The following is a 14129-nucleotide window of genomic DNA, read 5'->3' as shown; positions in this document are numbered from 1 at the left end:
TGACGTCCCAGACAATGCCGGTGGTGCGCGTGCTGCCATTGGGATTGCGATAGCTCGCACCCGCAGAGCGCAGGTAACGGACGTCGCCGTTGTCGAGCTTCACCCGGTACACCTGTGAGCAGGGTCCGGTCGAACAGATACAGGTGAAGAAATGCGCCTCGGCGGTGTCGATGTCCTCGGGGTGGACCGACTGCAGCCATTCGTCCAGACGATTGTCCGCAACTTCTCCAAGGCGACCATGCAGCGCTGCGGCGCGGGCGTCCCAGGTCAGGTGATTGTCGCCGGTCACTTCCCAGATGCCGATATTGGACGTTTCCATCGCCAGGTTGAAACGTTGCGACAGTTCGACAAGCTTGGCTTCGCGCGACTTCAGCATGGTGATGTGCCGGTTGCGTTCGGCCACCAGCACGCTTGCGACAAAGACGGGGACGATCATGGCAAAACCGGTGATGGCGAGCATCAGCCGGAAAGAGATCTGGTCTTCCGGAACGGTATCCCACCCCCCATGCGGGGCAGCCGCAATTTCCCAGGCGCCCCCCGCTACCGGGATCGAGGAGACGATTGGCGCAAGATCCGAAAGATCCTGACCGGTGAGGCGCGTCTTGCCGCCAGGATCAAGATGATGAATGGAGACATGCATCCAGCCGGTCTTGGTGGTTTCCTGGAGATCCATGCTGGAGGTCGAAGGGCTGATGCCTGCATCGCGCAGGAACTGCTGTTCATCGATCAGCAGGGCGAGAACGCCCCAGGCCTGTCCACTGTCATCGGTCAGCGGCACGGCGAGCGTCAGGGTGGTGTCTTCGGCACTTTCCACGAGCAGGCTGCGTTCGGACGCCTTGAAGCCGCGAAGTTGCTGCGCGAGACTGTCCGCATTGACGCCGGCGATGTTGCCGGCAAGCGGCGCCGTCCCGTCACCGACAGCTTCGGTGCGGGTGATCAGCCGGGCGAGCTGATTGTCCGGGGCAATGGCAACCGCAAGCAGTGAGGAACTGCGTTCCAGTTCCTGGCGGGCCTGTTGATCGATCGACTGGATGGCGAAATCGCCGAAGTGCCTCAGCGTATGGGCAAGGCCGTCGGCGGCCATGATCTGATTGTCCAGCTGATCGATCACCTGTTTCAGCATGGTATTCATGCTGATATCGGCAGCTTCCTTCAGGGCAAGCTGGTGGTGTCGCGTGCGTTGATAATCCAGGACGACACCGACACACACGACCAGAAGCGCAATAACAACGGCGATCGCGACAGGGCCGCGATACCGCTGATACGCATGGTCCATTTGCCAGTTCATCGGTAGCCTGGAGAGCAAGCGCCTGGACCTCCCTGTATTACTTAGATTTTCAAGCAAGTTAGACCTTGCCAGTTAATATCCGATTGCATCGCCCTCCATAAAATCGAGGGGGATTTCTAGTGGTGCGGGCTTAACGCCTCAGCCAGAGCTTGCGCTTATGGGGACCGGCAATCTGTGGCGCGTTTGAGGGCGAGGACGGGCACCGGCCTGATCGGGGAGGGACGGCTGTCACCGAAATGCAAGATCCTGTGCGTATGGCTTCCGCTCGACGTCACTTGGCGGTATGCCTTTCATTGCAACGAAATTGTCATCCCGCCGGGCGAATTTCGCCACAATCGAACGAGAAAACGCGTCCCTACAAGGCTTGCCTGATTCATGAGAGTTCCACAGATGCGCATCCTGATTTCCGCCCTTCTGGCCACCGCAAGCCTGTTGTCTCCCCTGTCTGCCTTTTCGCAGAGCATGGATGTCGAGGCGACCATCAAGGCCGTGGACACCAAGAAGCTCAATCTCACGCTGGATGATGGCAAGGTCTACAAGGTGCCGGAAGAGTTTAACTTCGACGGTCTGACCGCCGGCGTGAAAGTTGTGGTTTTCTACACCGTTGTCGATGGCAACCGCGTTGTGGATGACCTGCAGGTCATGCAGTAGTCGAAGAAATCAACGTCAGACCTGGAACCAGTCGGCGCGATCCTTGTCGCGTTCGATCACCAGCACGCGGTCCTGCGGAATGTCGCAGCGCGCCGCCTCAAGCTCGTCCCAGCCGCCGACCAGCTTCAGGACGGAACGGATCACGCCGCCATGGCTGACACAGACGGTGGGCCTGTCCACCGATTGCAGCCATGCGCCGACGCGCCATGAGAGGATTTCATAACTTTCCGCATCGCTGCCCGGCGGGATGAAGGCCCATTTCTGGCGGGAGCGCATTTTGAGGCGTTCGGGAGAAATCGCCCGGATCTCGTCGAGCGTGTGGCCTTCCCAGTCGCCGAAGGAGAGTTCGACCAGCCGTTCGTCGGTCTGGTAATCGAGGGGTTCCAGCCCCATCTCCTGCCGCGCGATCTGCATGGTCTCCCGCGTGCGGGAGAGGGGAGAGGCGACAAACGCGAACTCTCCCACATCATCGCCGACCAGCATGCGAAGCGTAGCACCGTTGTGGCGCGCCTGCGCGCGCCCCTTGTCGTTCAGCCCGATGTCCTTCTGGCCCTGAAGCCTGCCTTCGGCATTCCAGTCGGTCTGCCCGTGGCGGATCATGTAGATGAGCACGGTGCCTGCCTTTGGATGGCGTTTACATCAGTCCTTGACGACGGAAATGTCCGGTGCGTCGACCGCCTTCATGCCGATGACGTGGTAACCGCTGTCGGCGTGATGGACTTCACCGGTCACCGAACGCGACAGGTCGGACAGCATGTAGAGGCCGACATCGCCGACTTCCTCGATCGAAACGGTGCGGCGCAGCGGCGCATTGTACTCGTTCCACTTCAGGATATAGCGGAAATCGCCGATACCGGATGCGGCGAGCGTCTTGATCGGGCCCGCCGAGATCGCGTTGACGCGGATGTTCTTCGGGCCAAGGTCGACGGCGAGATATTTGACGCTCGCTTCGAGAGCCGCCTTGGCAACGCCCATGACGTTGTAGTTCGGCATGACCTTTTCCGCACCGTAATAGGTCAGCGTCAGCATGGAGCCGCCATCGGTCATCAGCTTCTCCGCCCGGCGCGCGACCGAGGTGAAGGAGTAGACCGAGATCTGCATCGTCTTGGCGAAGTTTTCCGGCGTGGTGTCCACGTAACGGCCGGTCAGTTCGTCCTTGTCGGAAAAACCGATCGCATGCACCAGGAAGTCGATCTTGCCCCAGCGCTGTTCGATGTCGGCGAAGACGGCGTCGATCGAAGCCTCGTCGGACACGTCACAATTGCCGGCAAGTGTGGCGCCGAGTTCGGCGGCCAGCGGTTCGACGCGCTTCTTGATGGCGTCGCCCTGATAGGTGAACGCCACTTCGCCGCCCTGAGCATGAATGGCCTTAGCAATCCCCCAAGCGATAGAGCGATTGTTCGCGACACCCATGATGATGCCGCGTTTGCCTGCCATGAGGCCAGATGCCTGAGCCATACTCGTCCCTCTGAACTATCAACGAAGGATGCCTATGGCATAGCCCGCAAGCGCGTTCAAGCTTGACGGGGATCATCTCCTGTAAGCCAGCGTAACAAAGGGTGCTCGGGCTGGAAACTGTCGCAAAAGTTTCAAACAAACAGGCCGTGGCGCATGTGGCGCATCAGGTCGACGACCTTGTCGTCCGGTTTTTCCCACAGGACAACCCGAAGTTCGACGATGAGGTCGCCGCGTTCGCCGCCCTCCTTCAGCAGGCCAAGCCCCGGAACGGTCACGCTCTGGTCGGAACCGGACCAGGCGGGTACCGAAATCGGGATCTTGCCGCCCGGCGTCTCCACTTCGTGCTCGCCGCCCAGCACGGCATCTTCCAGCGAAATCGGCAGGACGGTGTGAAGATCGTAGCCATCGACCTGGAAGCGCTCGTCGCGGGCAATCCGGAGCGTGACGACCAGATCGCCCCGCTGCATGCCCTGGAGGCGAAGTCCCTGGCCCTTCATGCGGATCTCCTGGCCATCGGTCATGCCCGCTTCCAGCGGAAGGCGCACGTCGCGGCCATCCGAGAGTGCCACCGTCGCGACATTCAGTTTCAGCATGTCGTCGAGCGTCACCTTGGCGGTCGCCAGCAGATCCGGTGCCTTTTCCGGTGGCGGTGCTTCGCCGCGAATGCGCCGCATCAGTGATGTGATCAGTTCCAGCGCCTGAAGCGGCAGCGGTGCGGCGGGCTTCGGCGCGGCATCGGCGTTGCTGGAGCCGGTTGCGCCATCGGCGTCGGCCTCGGTGCCGTCTGCAGCTGCAGGATCACCGGTCCGGGCGTCGGCTTCGGGTTTTGCCTGCGCCTGTTGCTGTTCGTGAAGTTTGGCGCCGGCGGCTCTTGCTTCCGCGGACGTGCCGAAAATCCGCTCGACCATTTCCTCGGGCGTCTCTGCAGCGCCGGCTCCGGCGGCCTGTCCCGGGTTTGCACCCGCGGCTTTGGCCTGCTTGGCCGCCTGCGCATTGGTGCGGGCGAGTTCCTCCATCACCTGCTCGGCCTTGGCGCGGGCGGCTTTTGCCCGTTCCTCCGCCTGGCGGGCTGCCTCGCGCTGCTGCATGATGGTCTGCTGCGTTTCGACGGCGCGGTCATACCGGCGCCGGCGTTCCGGGTCCTTCAGCACGTCATAGGCCTGACCCATTTCCGCGAATCGCTGCGCGGCCATGGGATCGTCCTGGTTATGGTCCGGATGCAGCGTCTTGGCCTTGGACCGCCACGCCGCCTTGATCTCGTCTGCTGCTGCGTCCCGTCGTACGCCGAGAATGGAATAAGGATCACGCATCAAAGCCACCGGTCAAAAGAGGGCCCCTGTCCGGCCGGCATGGCGACAGGCTGCCTCGCATGAACTCCCAAAATGAGCCTCGGGTTCCGGATGACCGGCTGCCGAGGCGTCGATGGGGGGACGGTAGCGGCTGAACCGGTAAATATGCTTTTACACGAAAGCTGGATCTAAAATTAAGCTTACCGGAAGGTAAGCGCCAGGACCGTATCAGGAGCGCGCGGCAAAGGAGACGAGCGTCCAGCGGCCCGCCGGATCGAGGCAGGCGGTGCCACGATATTGCGCAACGCCGTCGAAGGCATGGCGTGTCGTGACGAAATCCCGGCAGGTGGTGCCGTTGCGGCTGGCTTCGCGGATGGACGAGACGACGCCGGCGCTGCCCGTTGTGGTATTGGCCCAGGGAAGCGGCGAATCACCGAGCTTTGTCAGGTCGGTGGAGGTCACGGCATTGAGGATGGTCACCTGATCGGACACCGTTTCCTGCGGCGGCTTGGGCACCGTGGCAGTCGAGATGCTGCGGTCGACCTTGCTTGCGCCTTCGAAAAGATCGAGGCTACCGCTGGTGCAACCGGAAACGGCTGCTGCGACGAAAAAGAACGTGATGGCTCGAATGGACAATGAGAGCGGCAGTCCAATGCGGTTTTTTGTCGTATCAGTCACTGCCACCTTGCGTCCAATCCGGAAAAGGTCCTACGGCTGCATTCGATCAGATCAGGAGCGTTTTAGTCAATATGTCCGAAGAACGGTTAACAGGCGGTGACTTCACCGAAGAGAACGAGCCCTTTGCCCTCTTTGCAACCTGGCTGAAGGATGCAGAGGCCTCCGAGATCAATGATCCCAACGCGGTTGCGCTGGCAACCGTCGATGCGGACGGGCTGCCGAATGTGCGCATGGTGTTGCTGAAAGGCTTCGATGAGCGCGGTTTCGTCTTCTACACGAACTTCGAAAGCCAGAAGGGCCAGGAGATCCTGGGCCAGAAGAAGGCCGCCATGTGTTTCCACTGGAAGTCGCTGCGCCGCCAGGTGCGGGTGCGCGGCCCCGTCAGCGTGGTTTCCGATGAAGAGGCCGATGCCTATTATGCCTCGCGCCCGCGCGGCAGCCGTATCGGTGCCTGGGCCTCCAAACAGTCGCGCCCGCTGGAGGGGCGGTTTGCCCTGGAAAAGGCGGTTGCCGAATACACGGCTCGGTATGCGATCGGCGAGATCCCGCGGCCGCCCCACTGGTCCGGTTTCCGCATCGAGCCGCAGTCGATCGAGTTCTGGCACGATCGGCCGTTCCGCCTGCACGACCGCGTGGAGTTCCGTCATGCGCCTGAAGGGCAGGGCTGGTCGAAGACGCGGATGTATCCCTGACGAAAGGCACGCCGCGACGGGCGGTCAGGCGGCGCGCAGCGCGAAGGGAATGCCCGAGGCCAGCGCCGCCACGTAACGCGGTGCCTGGTAATAACCGTTCAGCGAAATGCGCGGCAGGCCGGTCAGATGATTAGAAAACCGTTCGCAGATCGTGCCCGGCCGCGTCGTGACGGCCACCTGGAAACCGAGTTCCGCCGCCAGCGCCCGGTCGCGCTCAGAAACCGCCGAATCGGTGCCGTAAGGGTAAGCGAGGGTTGCCGGGCGTTCTCCGGTCAGGGCTTCCAGCCAGTTCGCCGAGCGCAGCATTTCGCGCCTTGCCTCCGCATCCGACAGGCGCTTCAGCGCCCGGTGGCTGACGGTATGGGCGCCGAAACTCGCCAGCGGATGCCGGTTCAGCCGGAGAAGTTCCTCCCGCCCCATGGTCAGCCTCTCGGTGATCGTCAGCGGTTCCAATCCGAGGCGACGGGCCAGCCCATCGAGCGCGCCGACCGCCTCGGCCTCGTCGGTGCTCTGGATGAACAGGGCAAAACGATCGAAGGCATCGAGTTTCTGCGTTTCGGTTGCCAGATCGATCGTCTCGTCGCCCGTTCCGAAATCGAAGACCACGCGGGTCTGCGCATTCAGGATCTCCGCCAGCGTTTCCCACCAGATGGTGTGCGTGCGGTCGGCAAACCCCTCGTTGATGAAGATCGTGAAGGGCACGGCATGGCGTTCGAACACCGGCAGTGCGTGCTCGGCATTGTTGCGATAACCGTCATCCAGCGTGAAGCAGGCGAAGGGTCGCTCTTTTGGCGCGCGCAGCCGGTCCGGCACGTCGATCAGGGAGACGAAGTCGTAGCCGTCCTCCTTCAGCCGCCGGACGGCGAGATCGAGGAATTCCGGCGTTACCTCCAGATGCGCATTCGGTGCGATGGCGCGCGGCGTGAAGGGACGGACGTGATGGAGCGTGAAGATTGCGCCGCGGCCGCGGGCACGACGCAGCAGACCGAGCCGCGACAGGACATGCGCGGTCTCCAGTCCTCCGGCAATCAAGCCACGCTTGACCCCGCGGCGCCAAATGGCATCGAGATTTACGCTCATGCGTGTCGCCGACCGCCTTCCACCCAATAGAGACCGCACGCTAGCGCCTAGAAGGTTAAGCCTTGTTGAAGACGTGTGGTGTTTCCGGATCTACCGCAGCAGGTTGTCCAGCAACGGCAGGCTGATCAGGGCCGAAGACGCAATCAGCCCGTAGCAGATGCGGCGAAAGGTCTGTTCGCTCGCTTTGCCGAACAGGGCGGAGCCGATGGCGATACCGACCGCATAACCGGGACCGACGGCGACCGACAGAAGCAGGCTTTCGAGCGTCAGCAGGCCGGCACTGACATAGGACGTCGCGGAAATCACCGAACTGAGGGCGAAATACGTCACGAGATTGGCGCGGACGGTTTCCCGCGGGATGGCGCCGCCCAGCCAGTAGGCGACGACCGGCGGACCTGACAATTGCGCCACGCCACCGAAGACGCCGGCAACGGCGCCGGTGGCGATGCTGAACGGGGCCTTCGGCTGGCCGCGATAACGCCAGCCACTGATCAGAAAGCAGAGAAGGCAAAAAGCGATGACGGAAATCGTCCAGCGCAGGACAAGCGGCGGGGCGAGCGCCAGCGCCGCCGTGCCGAGCGGCACGCCGAACAAGGCACCGATCAGCATGGTCAGCACTTCGCGGCGGTTTGCCCGTTTGACTGCATCCGGCAGAAGCCCGAGCGTCATCGTGGCGTCGATCACCAGGAGGAGGGGTGAGGCGATGCGCGGCCCGGCGAGCGCGCTTGCCAGCGGCACGAAAATCAGCGCGCCGCCGAAACCGGAAAAACCGCGCGCCAGCCCGGCGATCAGCGCAACGGCGAAAAGAAGCGCGATCTGCCCGGGCGGGTGGGCGATCAGAAGCTGACTGGCGGTTGTGGCAAGGGTTTCGGAGAGGGGCATGAGGAGGGATTCCCAATGACGCCGCAGGGTGGGTTAGGCATGGGTTGTGGGCTTTGCCCCCGTGACTTGTCAATGATCACATCTGCCCCACGGGTTGCTGCGGTGCGCTGGACCTTGCACCCCGAATCGGGTTGGGATGCCTCGAAACAAATGGAGAACAGTTATGCTCGCCACCCTGATGGCCCAGTTCGAGGCCGCGTCCGCCCGTTATGTCGAAGCCAATGGTCTGACGCGCGACCCCGACTGGTATCTGCTGAAACTGCACGAGGAGGTGGGCGAACTGACCCAGGCTTTCAACCGCAAGACCGGCCGCGGACGCCCCAAGGGCCGCTCGCCCGAGGATCTTTCCCGCGATCTGGCCGATGAAACCGCGGACGTGCTCGGCCATATCCTGCTGTTTGCCCATGCCCACGGTCTCGATCTCGAAGCGGCGATCGAACGGAAGTGGTGGTTCCGGCCGGAGTGAGGGCCGGCAACGGGTTCGGTGAGGCATCTTGATCTTGAAGGTTCGATTCATGTTGTGTAGAACTACACAATGAGGAGCCCAGCATGACGCCCAAGCGAAGTCCCATGACGCCGCGCGAGGTGGCCAAACGCCTGAAACAGGAGGGCTGGGTGATCAAGCGACGCGGCCCTGGCGACCACGTCCAATATGTACATCCGCAGATACCACGCCGGGTGTCGCTCGACATGGGTGTGCGGGAGATCCCGACAGGCACGCTCCGCTCCATCTTCCGGCAGGCTGGGTGGGATTGGTAACGGGCAAGGAAAAGAGCCAGATGCAGACGACCTACGGAATTTTGCACCACGAGAACCAGTCCTTCGGCGTTTCCTTCCCGGATTTTCCGGGCTGCGTGACAGGCGGGGCTACCGAGGAGGAGGCTCTTCGCAAGGCGGATGAGGTTCTGACCTTCCACGTCGCCGGAATGGTCGAGGATGGCGAAGCTCTGCCGATTTCGCGAACGCTGGAAGAACTGCGGCTGGACCCGGACGTGCAGGAGGCTTTGGCGGAGGGCACGGTTTTCGTTGCCCGCTACGATGTTCCGCGCAAGGCCGTCCGGATCAACATCTCGATGGATGAAGGCCTTGTCGAAGCCGTCGATCGCGCCGCCGGCCGCATCAACCAGAGCCGGTCCGCTTTCCTCGCCGACGCAGCGCGCCGACGGCTGGAGGAACTGATCTTCGTCAAGACCGGTTGAGATGCCGCCGGTCAGCCCAGCGGCGAGGCGACCACTTTGAGGTCGAAAAACGCACAACAATCGTGAAGGCTCTCCGCGACCGTTGCACACAGCGCCCGGATCTCGTCGGTCGGTGCCAGCATGTCCGGCACCATCACCGCCATCATGCCGGCCGAGGCGGCGCTGCGAATGCCGTTGAAGCTGTCTTCCAGCGCCAGGCAATCGGCCGGTGCGATGCCGAGGCGTCTGGCAGCTTCCAGATAGGGATCGGGGTGCGGCTTGCCGCGCGGATAATCGCCATGCGCAACGATGTGGGTAAAGCGTTGCTTGAGATCGAGCTTGCCCAGATGATGCTCCACCTGAAAATGCGCGGATGAGGTGCACAGCGCGCGTGGCAGCTCGAGTGCATCCAGAATGTCCAGCAGAGCGGCAGCGCCGGACTTCATCTCCAGCCGGGTTTCGGCCAGTTCGTGGAAATGGTCAAGCCAGATCTGACGGAAGCCATCCGCATCGAAATCCTGACCGTAATGCTCGCGCAGCAGTTCGGCAATGCTTACCCACGGGCGTCCCAGCATGCCCTCATAGATCGATGGGCCGATCGGCAGGTTCAGCGAACCGGCAGCGGAAATGATGGATTGGCGATGAAGGATTTCGGTATCGAGCAGCAGGCCGTCCATATCGAAGATGACGGCTTTGGGCGGGCGTGGAAGCATCGGATCTTGCCTTCAAAAATGCCGGATACCCAAATCCTGAAACGGCCGCAAGAGGTAACCGTCCGGATCGGCAACGAGGCATTGGCGGTTGCCGACCTCGTGATCGTCGCGACGATACCACTTTTCCTCCACCGGCAAGGCAAGTGGATGACCGGCACGCTGAAGCCGCGCGACGATCGCTGACACGTCCGGCACGCGAAGCTGGAGATTGAGGCCGCGCCCGAGCGGCGGAACGAGGGGTCTCTCGTCGTCGAACGTCCTGCCGGTGCCGATTTGGTCGATCATCAGCTGCGCAGTGCCGAGCGTCAGAAAGGCAAATCCATCCTCTGGACGCTCGTAGAGAGTTTCAAAGCCGATGAGATCGACATAGAAGGCCCGACTTTTCAGCCAGTCCGTCACCGCCAGTTCGGGAATGAGCGCGTTTTCGGAAGCGGTGGCCCTGTTGATGGCTTGCCGGATGAAATCGCCCTTGGCGGCCGTGTAGAGGTCGCCGTCCCCGGAATGGAGCCTCGCTAGTTCCTGCTTCAGGACACGATAGGCAGAGGCGAGATGCGGATCGGCTCTCAGAGCATTGCGAAAGAGGACACGCTCGCGATGGGTCCGGCTGCAGGGTGGGCAGAGATAGACCCGTCGAGTGGGATGGCCCAGCATCAGGAAGGCGAAGACGCCGTCGCCGTGTCGCGAACCGCGCGGCTGGTAGCCGGCTTTCTCCAGCAAAGCAGCAAGAGCCGGAATGTCGGCAGGGTCTGCTACAGTTAGGTCAATATCGATCAGCGGTTTGGCGCAAAGACCTGGCACGGATGTACTGCCGACATGCTCCACTGCCGAGGCCGGCAGGCCGAGAAGCTGCTGTAATTCGGTGCTGGCTCTTTCGAACGCCAGCGGCCAGGCCGGGTCGTAATCAACGATTTCAACCCGCGTCGCCATGGTCCGGCCTCACGCCTTCGTGCCGCCCACCGTCACCTGGTCCATCCTGAGATGCGGCTGGCCGACGCCGACCGGCACCCATTGGCCGCCTTTGCCGCAATTGCCGATGCCGGTGTCGAGTTTGGTGTCGTTGCCGACCATCGAGACACGCTTCATCGCATCCGGGCCGTTGCCGATCAGCATGGCGCCCTTGATCGGCGCGCCGATCCTGCCGTTTTCGATGAGGTAAGCCTCGGTGCAACCGAAGACGAACTTGCCTGAGGTGATATCCACCTGGCCGCCGCCGAAGGAGACGGCATAGATACCCTTTTTCACCGAGGCGATGATCTCCTCCGGGGTCTTGTCCCCGGAGAGCATGTAGGTATTGGTCATGCGCGGCATCGGCTGGTAGGCGTAACCCTGGCGGCGGCCATTGCCGGTCGGCGTCATGCCCATCAGCCGCGCATTCTGCCGGTCCTGCATGTAGCCGACCAGTTTTCCGTTCTCGATCAGCACGTTGTAGGCCGACGGCGTGCCTTCGTCGTCGATGGTGATCGAGCCGCGGCGGTTATCGATCGTGCCGTCATCCACGACGGTGACGCCTGGCGCTGCGACCATTTCGCCAAGCAGGCCGGCAAAGGCGGATGTCTTCTTGCGGTTGAAATCGCCCTCCAGCCCGTGGCCGACGGCCTCGTGCAGCATCACGCCCGGCCAGCCATTGCCGAGCACCACGTCCATGGTGCCGGCGGGCGCATCGATCGCCTCCAGGTTGACGAGCGCCTGGCGCAGCGCCTCGTCGGCGCCGGTGTGCCAGTTGCTGCCGGTGACGAAATCGCCGAACCCGATGCGGCCGCCGGTGCCGAAGGAACCGCTCTCCTGCCGGTCGCCATCGCCGACCACGACGGAAATGTTGATGCGTGTCATCGGCCGGATGTCCTGCACTCGGTGACCATCGGCGCGCAGGATGTCGACCACCTGCCAGCTCGCAGCCACCGAGGCCGTCACCTGGCGCACCTTGGAGTCCTTGGCGCGCAGATAGGCGTCGATCTCCGTCAGAAGCGCCACCTTCTCTTCGAAGGAGGGCTGGCCGATCGGGTTCTCGTCGCCGTAGAGCTTTTTGTTGGTGCGCTGAGGTGCGGCCGCATAGGAGCCGGAATAACCGCGGGTGACGGCCTGTACCGCATCGGCCGCCCGCGAAAGCGCCGAGGCGGAGAGTTCGCCGGAATGGGCATAACCCACCGCTTCACCGGCCACCGCGCGCAGGCCAAAACCCTGGTCGGTGTTGAACGAACCGCCCTTCAGGCGGCCATTATCGAAGGTCAGCGATTCGGCCTGGGCATGTTCGAGGTAAAGTTCGCCGTCATCGGCGCCGGAAAGCGCATCGGAAAGGATCCGGCGCAGCTGGCTCTCGTCGCAATCGAACAGGTTGATGAGGTCGGTGGTCATCGTCGGGCTCCTTTGGCCGTTGATGAAGCACCCGGCCGTGTTGTGCCGATGTAGGTTCGAAGCCTGGCCGAAGCAAGCCTCGGAAAAAGGCCTCAGGGAAGGGCGTCGTAACCGGAGGCGAAACCGGCCAGCTCGATCGGAATGCCGACGCGGTCCTGGTCGACCGATTCGCGCAGCGCAAAGACGGCCCGTTTGCCGGCGCGCAGGATCTTCATCAGCTCGTCGTCGATTTCCACTTCCACATAGCAGCCTTCGGAGAAGCAGCGGGTGAAATAGGCGCGGCCGATATTGTTGCCGTCGACGAAGAGATCCATGCCGTCCTTCAGAAGCACGCCGAGCGGCGCGAGGATGCGCAGGATGCGCGCCTTGCGGTCGGCCGTCTTCAGCACGACGACGGAGAGGCCGACTTCCGGCCGGTCATCGGCAATCACGTTCTGCATCAGCGCGCACTGGTCGGCGGTGGAGCCGGCCGGTTTGTCGCAGAGGATCGACCACGCGCCGTGATTGCCTTTCACCGTTCCCGCCTGCGGTGCGCCACCCGGCTGCGGGGCGGGCGCCGGTGCCGGCACCTGTGCGTCCGGCCGCGTCTGCTTGTCCGCCGGCTGCTGCGCCTGTGCCAGCTCCGCCAGAACCATGACCGGCATGAGTGCGGCCAGGAGAGCGGCGCACAGGGTGGGAAAACGCATGGATACCTCTGTCTTTCGAATCAGTCTGGCTATTCTTGTCGCCCGCGAACGCGAATGAAAAGCCCTTGACCTCATTTCAGCCGAGTGCGGCGAAAATGCGGAGCGGCTGCGGGCCCGGCAATTTCACAGGTTTTATGCCACAATTTGACAACGCGCAAAAATGCCGCACGGAGAGCGAAGGTCTAGCCGTGGCCGGATGTTGCGACAACTGCTAAACTGTGGTTCAACCGATAGGCTATAGCATTGGGAATGCGCGTGACGATCTGATCTAGATCAAACGCATGGGGAGAGACATCGTGATGAACAGAGCCTGCGCAGCCTTGGCTGCAACACTCTGTCTGCTGTTCGCTTCGGGGGCGGCGGCAGACCAGCCTGTACCGTGGCAGCTGGACCTCCAGCAGCCCGTGACGCCGATCATGCATGAGATCAAGTGGTTTTCGCACTACACCTTGTGGTTCATCGTGCCGATCACCCTCTTCGTGCTGGTGCTTCTGATCTGGGTCGTGCTGCGCTACCGCGCAAGTGCCAATCCGGTACCCTCGCGCACAAGCCACAACACCACGATCGAAGTGGTGTGGACGCTCGGCCCGGTGCTTATCCTGCTCTTCCTGGCGATCCCGTCCTTCAATCTGCTCAATGCGCAGCTGACCATGCCGGAAAATCCGGACGTGACCGTCAAGGCGACCGCCACGCAGTGGCTGTGGAGCTATGAATATGAGGGCCTGCAGACGCCGGTCGGATTCGACAGCTATATGCTGCAGGACAAGGATCGTGCCGGTGCCGGCAAGGAAGACCGCGCGCGCTATCCGCGCCTGCTCGCCGTCGACAACGAACTGGTCCTGCCGGTCAACAAGACGGTGCGCATGCTGGTGACGGCTGCGCCGACCGATGTCATCCACGCCTTCGCCATGCCTGCCTTCGGCGTCAAGATCGATGCCGTGCCGGGCCGCCTGAACGAAACCTGGTTCCGCGCCGAGAAGGAAGGCCTCTATTACGGCCAGTGTTCCGAGCTCTGCGGCAAGGATCACGCCTTCATGCCGATCGCGATCCGCGTCGTCTCCGATGCGCAGTACCAGGCCTGGCTCGGCGCTGCCGGAAGTGATCTTCCCGCCGCCAACCGCCAGCTGATGGCCGCAACCGACCAGCCGGCACGCGCCGTCGACGTCGCGTCCAAGTAAGGGG

Annotated in this window: 16 protein-coding genes and 2 pseudogenes; 6 read left to right on the top strand and 12 right to left on the bottom strand. The window is 62.7% G+C overall.

From position 1 onward, the window contains the following. Window positions 1-43: 43 nt before the first annotated feature. Window positions 44-319: pseudogene (locus OU993_RS28810) on the bottom strand (PAS domain-containing protein); the annotation flags it as partial. Between the two features lie 1359 nt (window positions 320-1678). On the opposite strand from OU993_RS28810, the gene OU993_RS02830 reads away from it, so the two are divergent. Continuing rightward, a complete protein-coding gene (locus OU993_RS02830) occupies window positions 1679-1939 on the top strand; it encodes a DUF1344 domain-containing protein (RefSeq protein WP_268154745.1) in 261 nt (86 codons plus the stop codon). A 15-nt stretch (window positions 1940-1954) separates the two neighbouring features. Here the strand turns inward: OU993_RS02830 and OU993_RS02825 are convergent, their stop codons facing one another. From OU993_RS02825 to OU993_RS02810, 4 genes are all read right to left on the bottom strand, one after another. Then, window positions 1955-2551: a histidine phosphatase family protein gene (locus tag OU993_RS02825; RefSeq protein ID WP_268154744.1), complete on the bottom strand. Its 597-nt coding sequence runs from the start codon at window positions 2549-2551 to the stop codon at window positions 1955-1957. Window positions 2552-2578: 27 nt separating this feature from the next. Then, entirely contained in the window at window positions 2579-3397 is an 819-nt protein-coding gene (gene fabI, locus OU993_RS02820; protein WP_268154743.1) for an enoyl-ACP reductase FabI, read from the bottom strand. 131 nt (window positions 3398-3528) lie between these two features. Beyond that, entirely contained in the window at window positions 3529-4707 is a 1179-nt protein-coding gene (locus OU993_RS02815) for a J domain-containing protein (RefSeq protein ID WP_268154742.1), read from the bottom strand. 207 nt (window positions 4708-4914) lie between these two features. After that, window positions 4915-5364 carry an RT0821/Lpp0805 family surface protein gene (locus OU993_RS02810; protein WP_268154741.1) on the bottom strand — a complete coding sequence of 150 codons (450 nt, stop codon included), beginning with the start codon at window positions 5362-5364 and terminating at the stop codon, window positions 4915-4917. 71 nt (window positions 5365-5435) lie between these two features. On the opposite strand from OU993_RS02810, the gene pdxH reads away from it, so the two are divergent. Next, window positions 5436-6056, top strand: a complete 621-nt coding sequence (gene pdxH, locus OU993_RS02805) for a pyridoxamine 5'-phosphate oxidase (RefSeq protein ID WP_268154740.1) — start codon at window positions 5436-5438, stop codon at window positions 6054-6056. Window positions 6057-6080: 24 nt separating this feature from the next. Here pdxH and OU993_RS02800 read toward each other — a convergent pair whose 3' ends face one another. Next, on the bottom strand, window positions 6081-7136 hold the full coding sequence (locus tag OU993_RS02800; protein ID WP_268154739.1) for a polysaccharide deacetylase family protein: 1056 nt from the start codon (window positions 7134-7136) through the stop codon (window positions 6081-6083). A gap of 90 nt (window positions 7137-7226) precedes the next feature. Continuing rightward, entirely contained in the window at window positions 7227-8018 is a 792-nt protein-coding gene (locus OU993_RS02795) for a sulfite exporter TauE/SafE family protein (RefSeq protein ID WP_268154738.1), read from the bottom strand. A gap of 163 nt (window positions 8019-8181) precedes the next feature. Here OU993_RS02795 and OU993_RS02790 point away from each other — a divergent pair, with 163 nt between their 5' ends. The 3 genes from OU993_RS02790 to OU993_RS02780 all read left to right on the top strand — a co-directional run bounded on the left by OU993_RS02790 (window position 8182) and on the right by OU993_RS02780 (window position 9217). Continuing rightward, complete coding sequence (locus OU993_RS02790; protein WP_268154737.1) at window positions 8182-8484, top strand: MazG nucleotide pyrophosphohydrolase domain-containing protein; 303 nt, start codon at window positions 8182-8184, stop codon at window positions 8482-8484. Window positions 8485-8567: 83 nt separating this feature from the next. Beyond that, window positions 8568-8777, top strand: a complete 210-nt coding sequence (locus OU993_RS02785) for a type II toxin-antitoxin system HicA family toxin (RefSeq protein ID WP_268154735.1) — start codon at window positions 8568-8570, stop codon at window positions 8775-8777. Between the two features lie 20 nt (window positions 8778-8797). Further along, window positions 8798-9217, top strand: a complete 420-nt coding sequence (locus OU993_RS02780; RefSeq protein ID WP_268154734.1) for a type II toxin-antitoxin system HicB family antitoxin — start codon at window positions 8798-8800, stop codon at window positions 9215-9217. 11 nt (window positions 9218-9228) lie between these two features. Here OU993_RS02780 and OU993_RS02775 read toward each other — a convergent pair whose 3' ends face one another. The 5 genes and pseudogenes from OU993_RS02775 to OU993_RS02755 all read right to left on the bottom strand — a co-directional run bounded on the left by OU993_RS02775 (window position 9229) and on the right by OU993_RS02755 (window position 12947). After that, entirely contained in the window at window positions 9229-9909 is a 681-nt protein-coding gene (locus tag OU993_RS02775) for an HAD family hydrolase (RefSeq protein WP_268154733.1), read from the bottom strand. Between the two features lie 12 nt (window positions 9910-9921). Then, window positions 9922-10356, bottom strand: coding sequence for a bleomycin resistance protein (locus tag OU993_RS02770; RefSeq protein ID WP_268157473.1), 435 nt, complete (start codon window positions 10354-10356; stop codon window positions 9922-9924). Between the two features lie 6 nt (window positions 10357-10362). Next, window positions 10363-10836: pseudogene (locus OU993_RS02765) on the bottom strand (GrpB family protein); the annotation flags it as partial. A 9-nt stretch (window positions 10837-10845) separates the two neighbouring features. Next, on the bottom strand, window positions 10846-12261 hold the full coding sequence (tldD, locus tag OU993_RS02760; RefSeq protein ID WP_268154732.1) for a metalloprotease TldD: 1416 nt from the start codon (window positions 12259-12261) through the stop codon (window positions 10846-10848). Between the two features lie 92 nt (window positions 12262-12353). After that, window positions 12354-12947 carry an invasion associated locus B family protein gene (locus OU993_RS02755; RefSeq protein ID WP_268154731.1) on the bottom strand — a complete coding sequence of 198 codons (594 nt, stop codon included), beginning with the start codon at window positions 12945-12947 and terminating at the stop codon, window positions 12354-12356. A 299-nt stretch (window positions 12948-13246) separates the two neighbouring features. Between OU993_RS02755 and coxB the strand changes: the two genes are divergently transcribed. Beyond that, a complete protein-coding gene (gene coxB, locus OU993_RS02750) occupies window positions 13247-14125 on the top strand; it encodes a cytochrome c oxidase subunit II (RefSeq protein WP_268154730.1) in 879 nt (292 codons plus the stop codon). Window positions 14126-14129 lie beyond the last annotated feature (4 nt).

This window comes from Rhizobium sp. SL86, assembly GCF_026672545.1.
GTDB lineage: Bacteria > Pseudomonadota > Alphaproteobacteria > Rhizobiales > Rhizobiaceae > Neorhizobium.
This window is presented reverse-complemented; position numbering and strand designations above follow the sequence as displayed.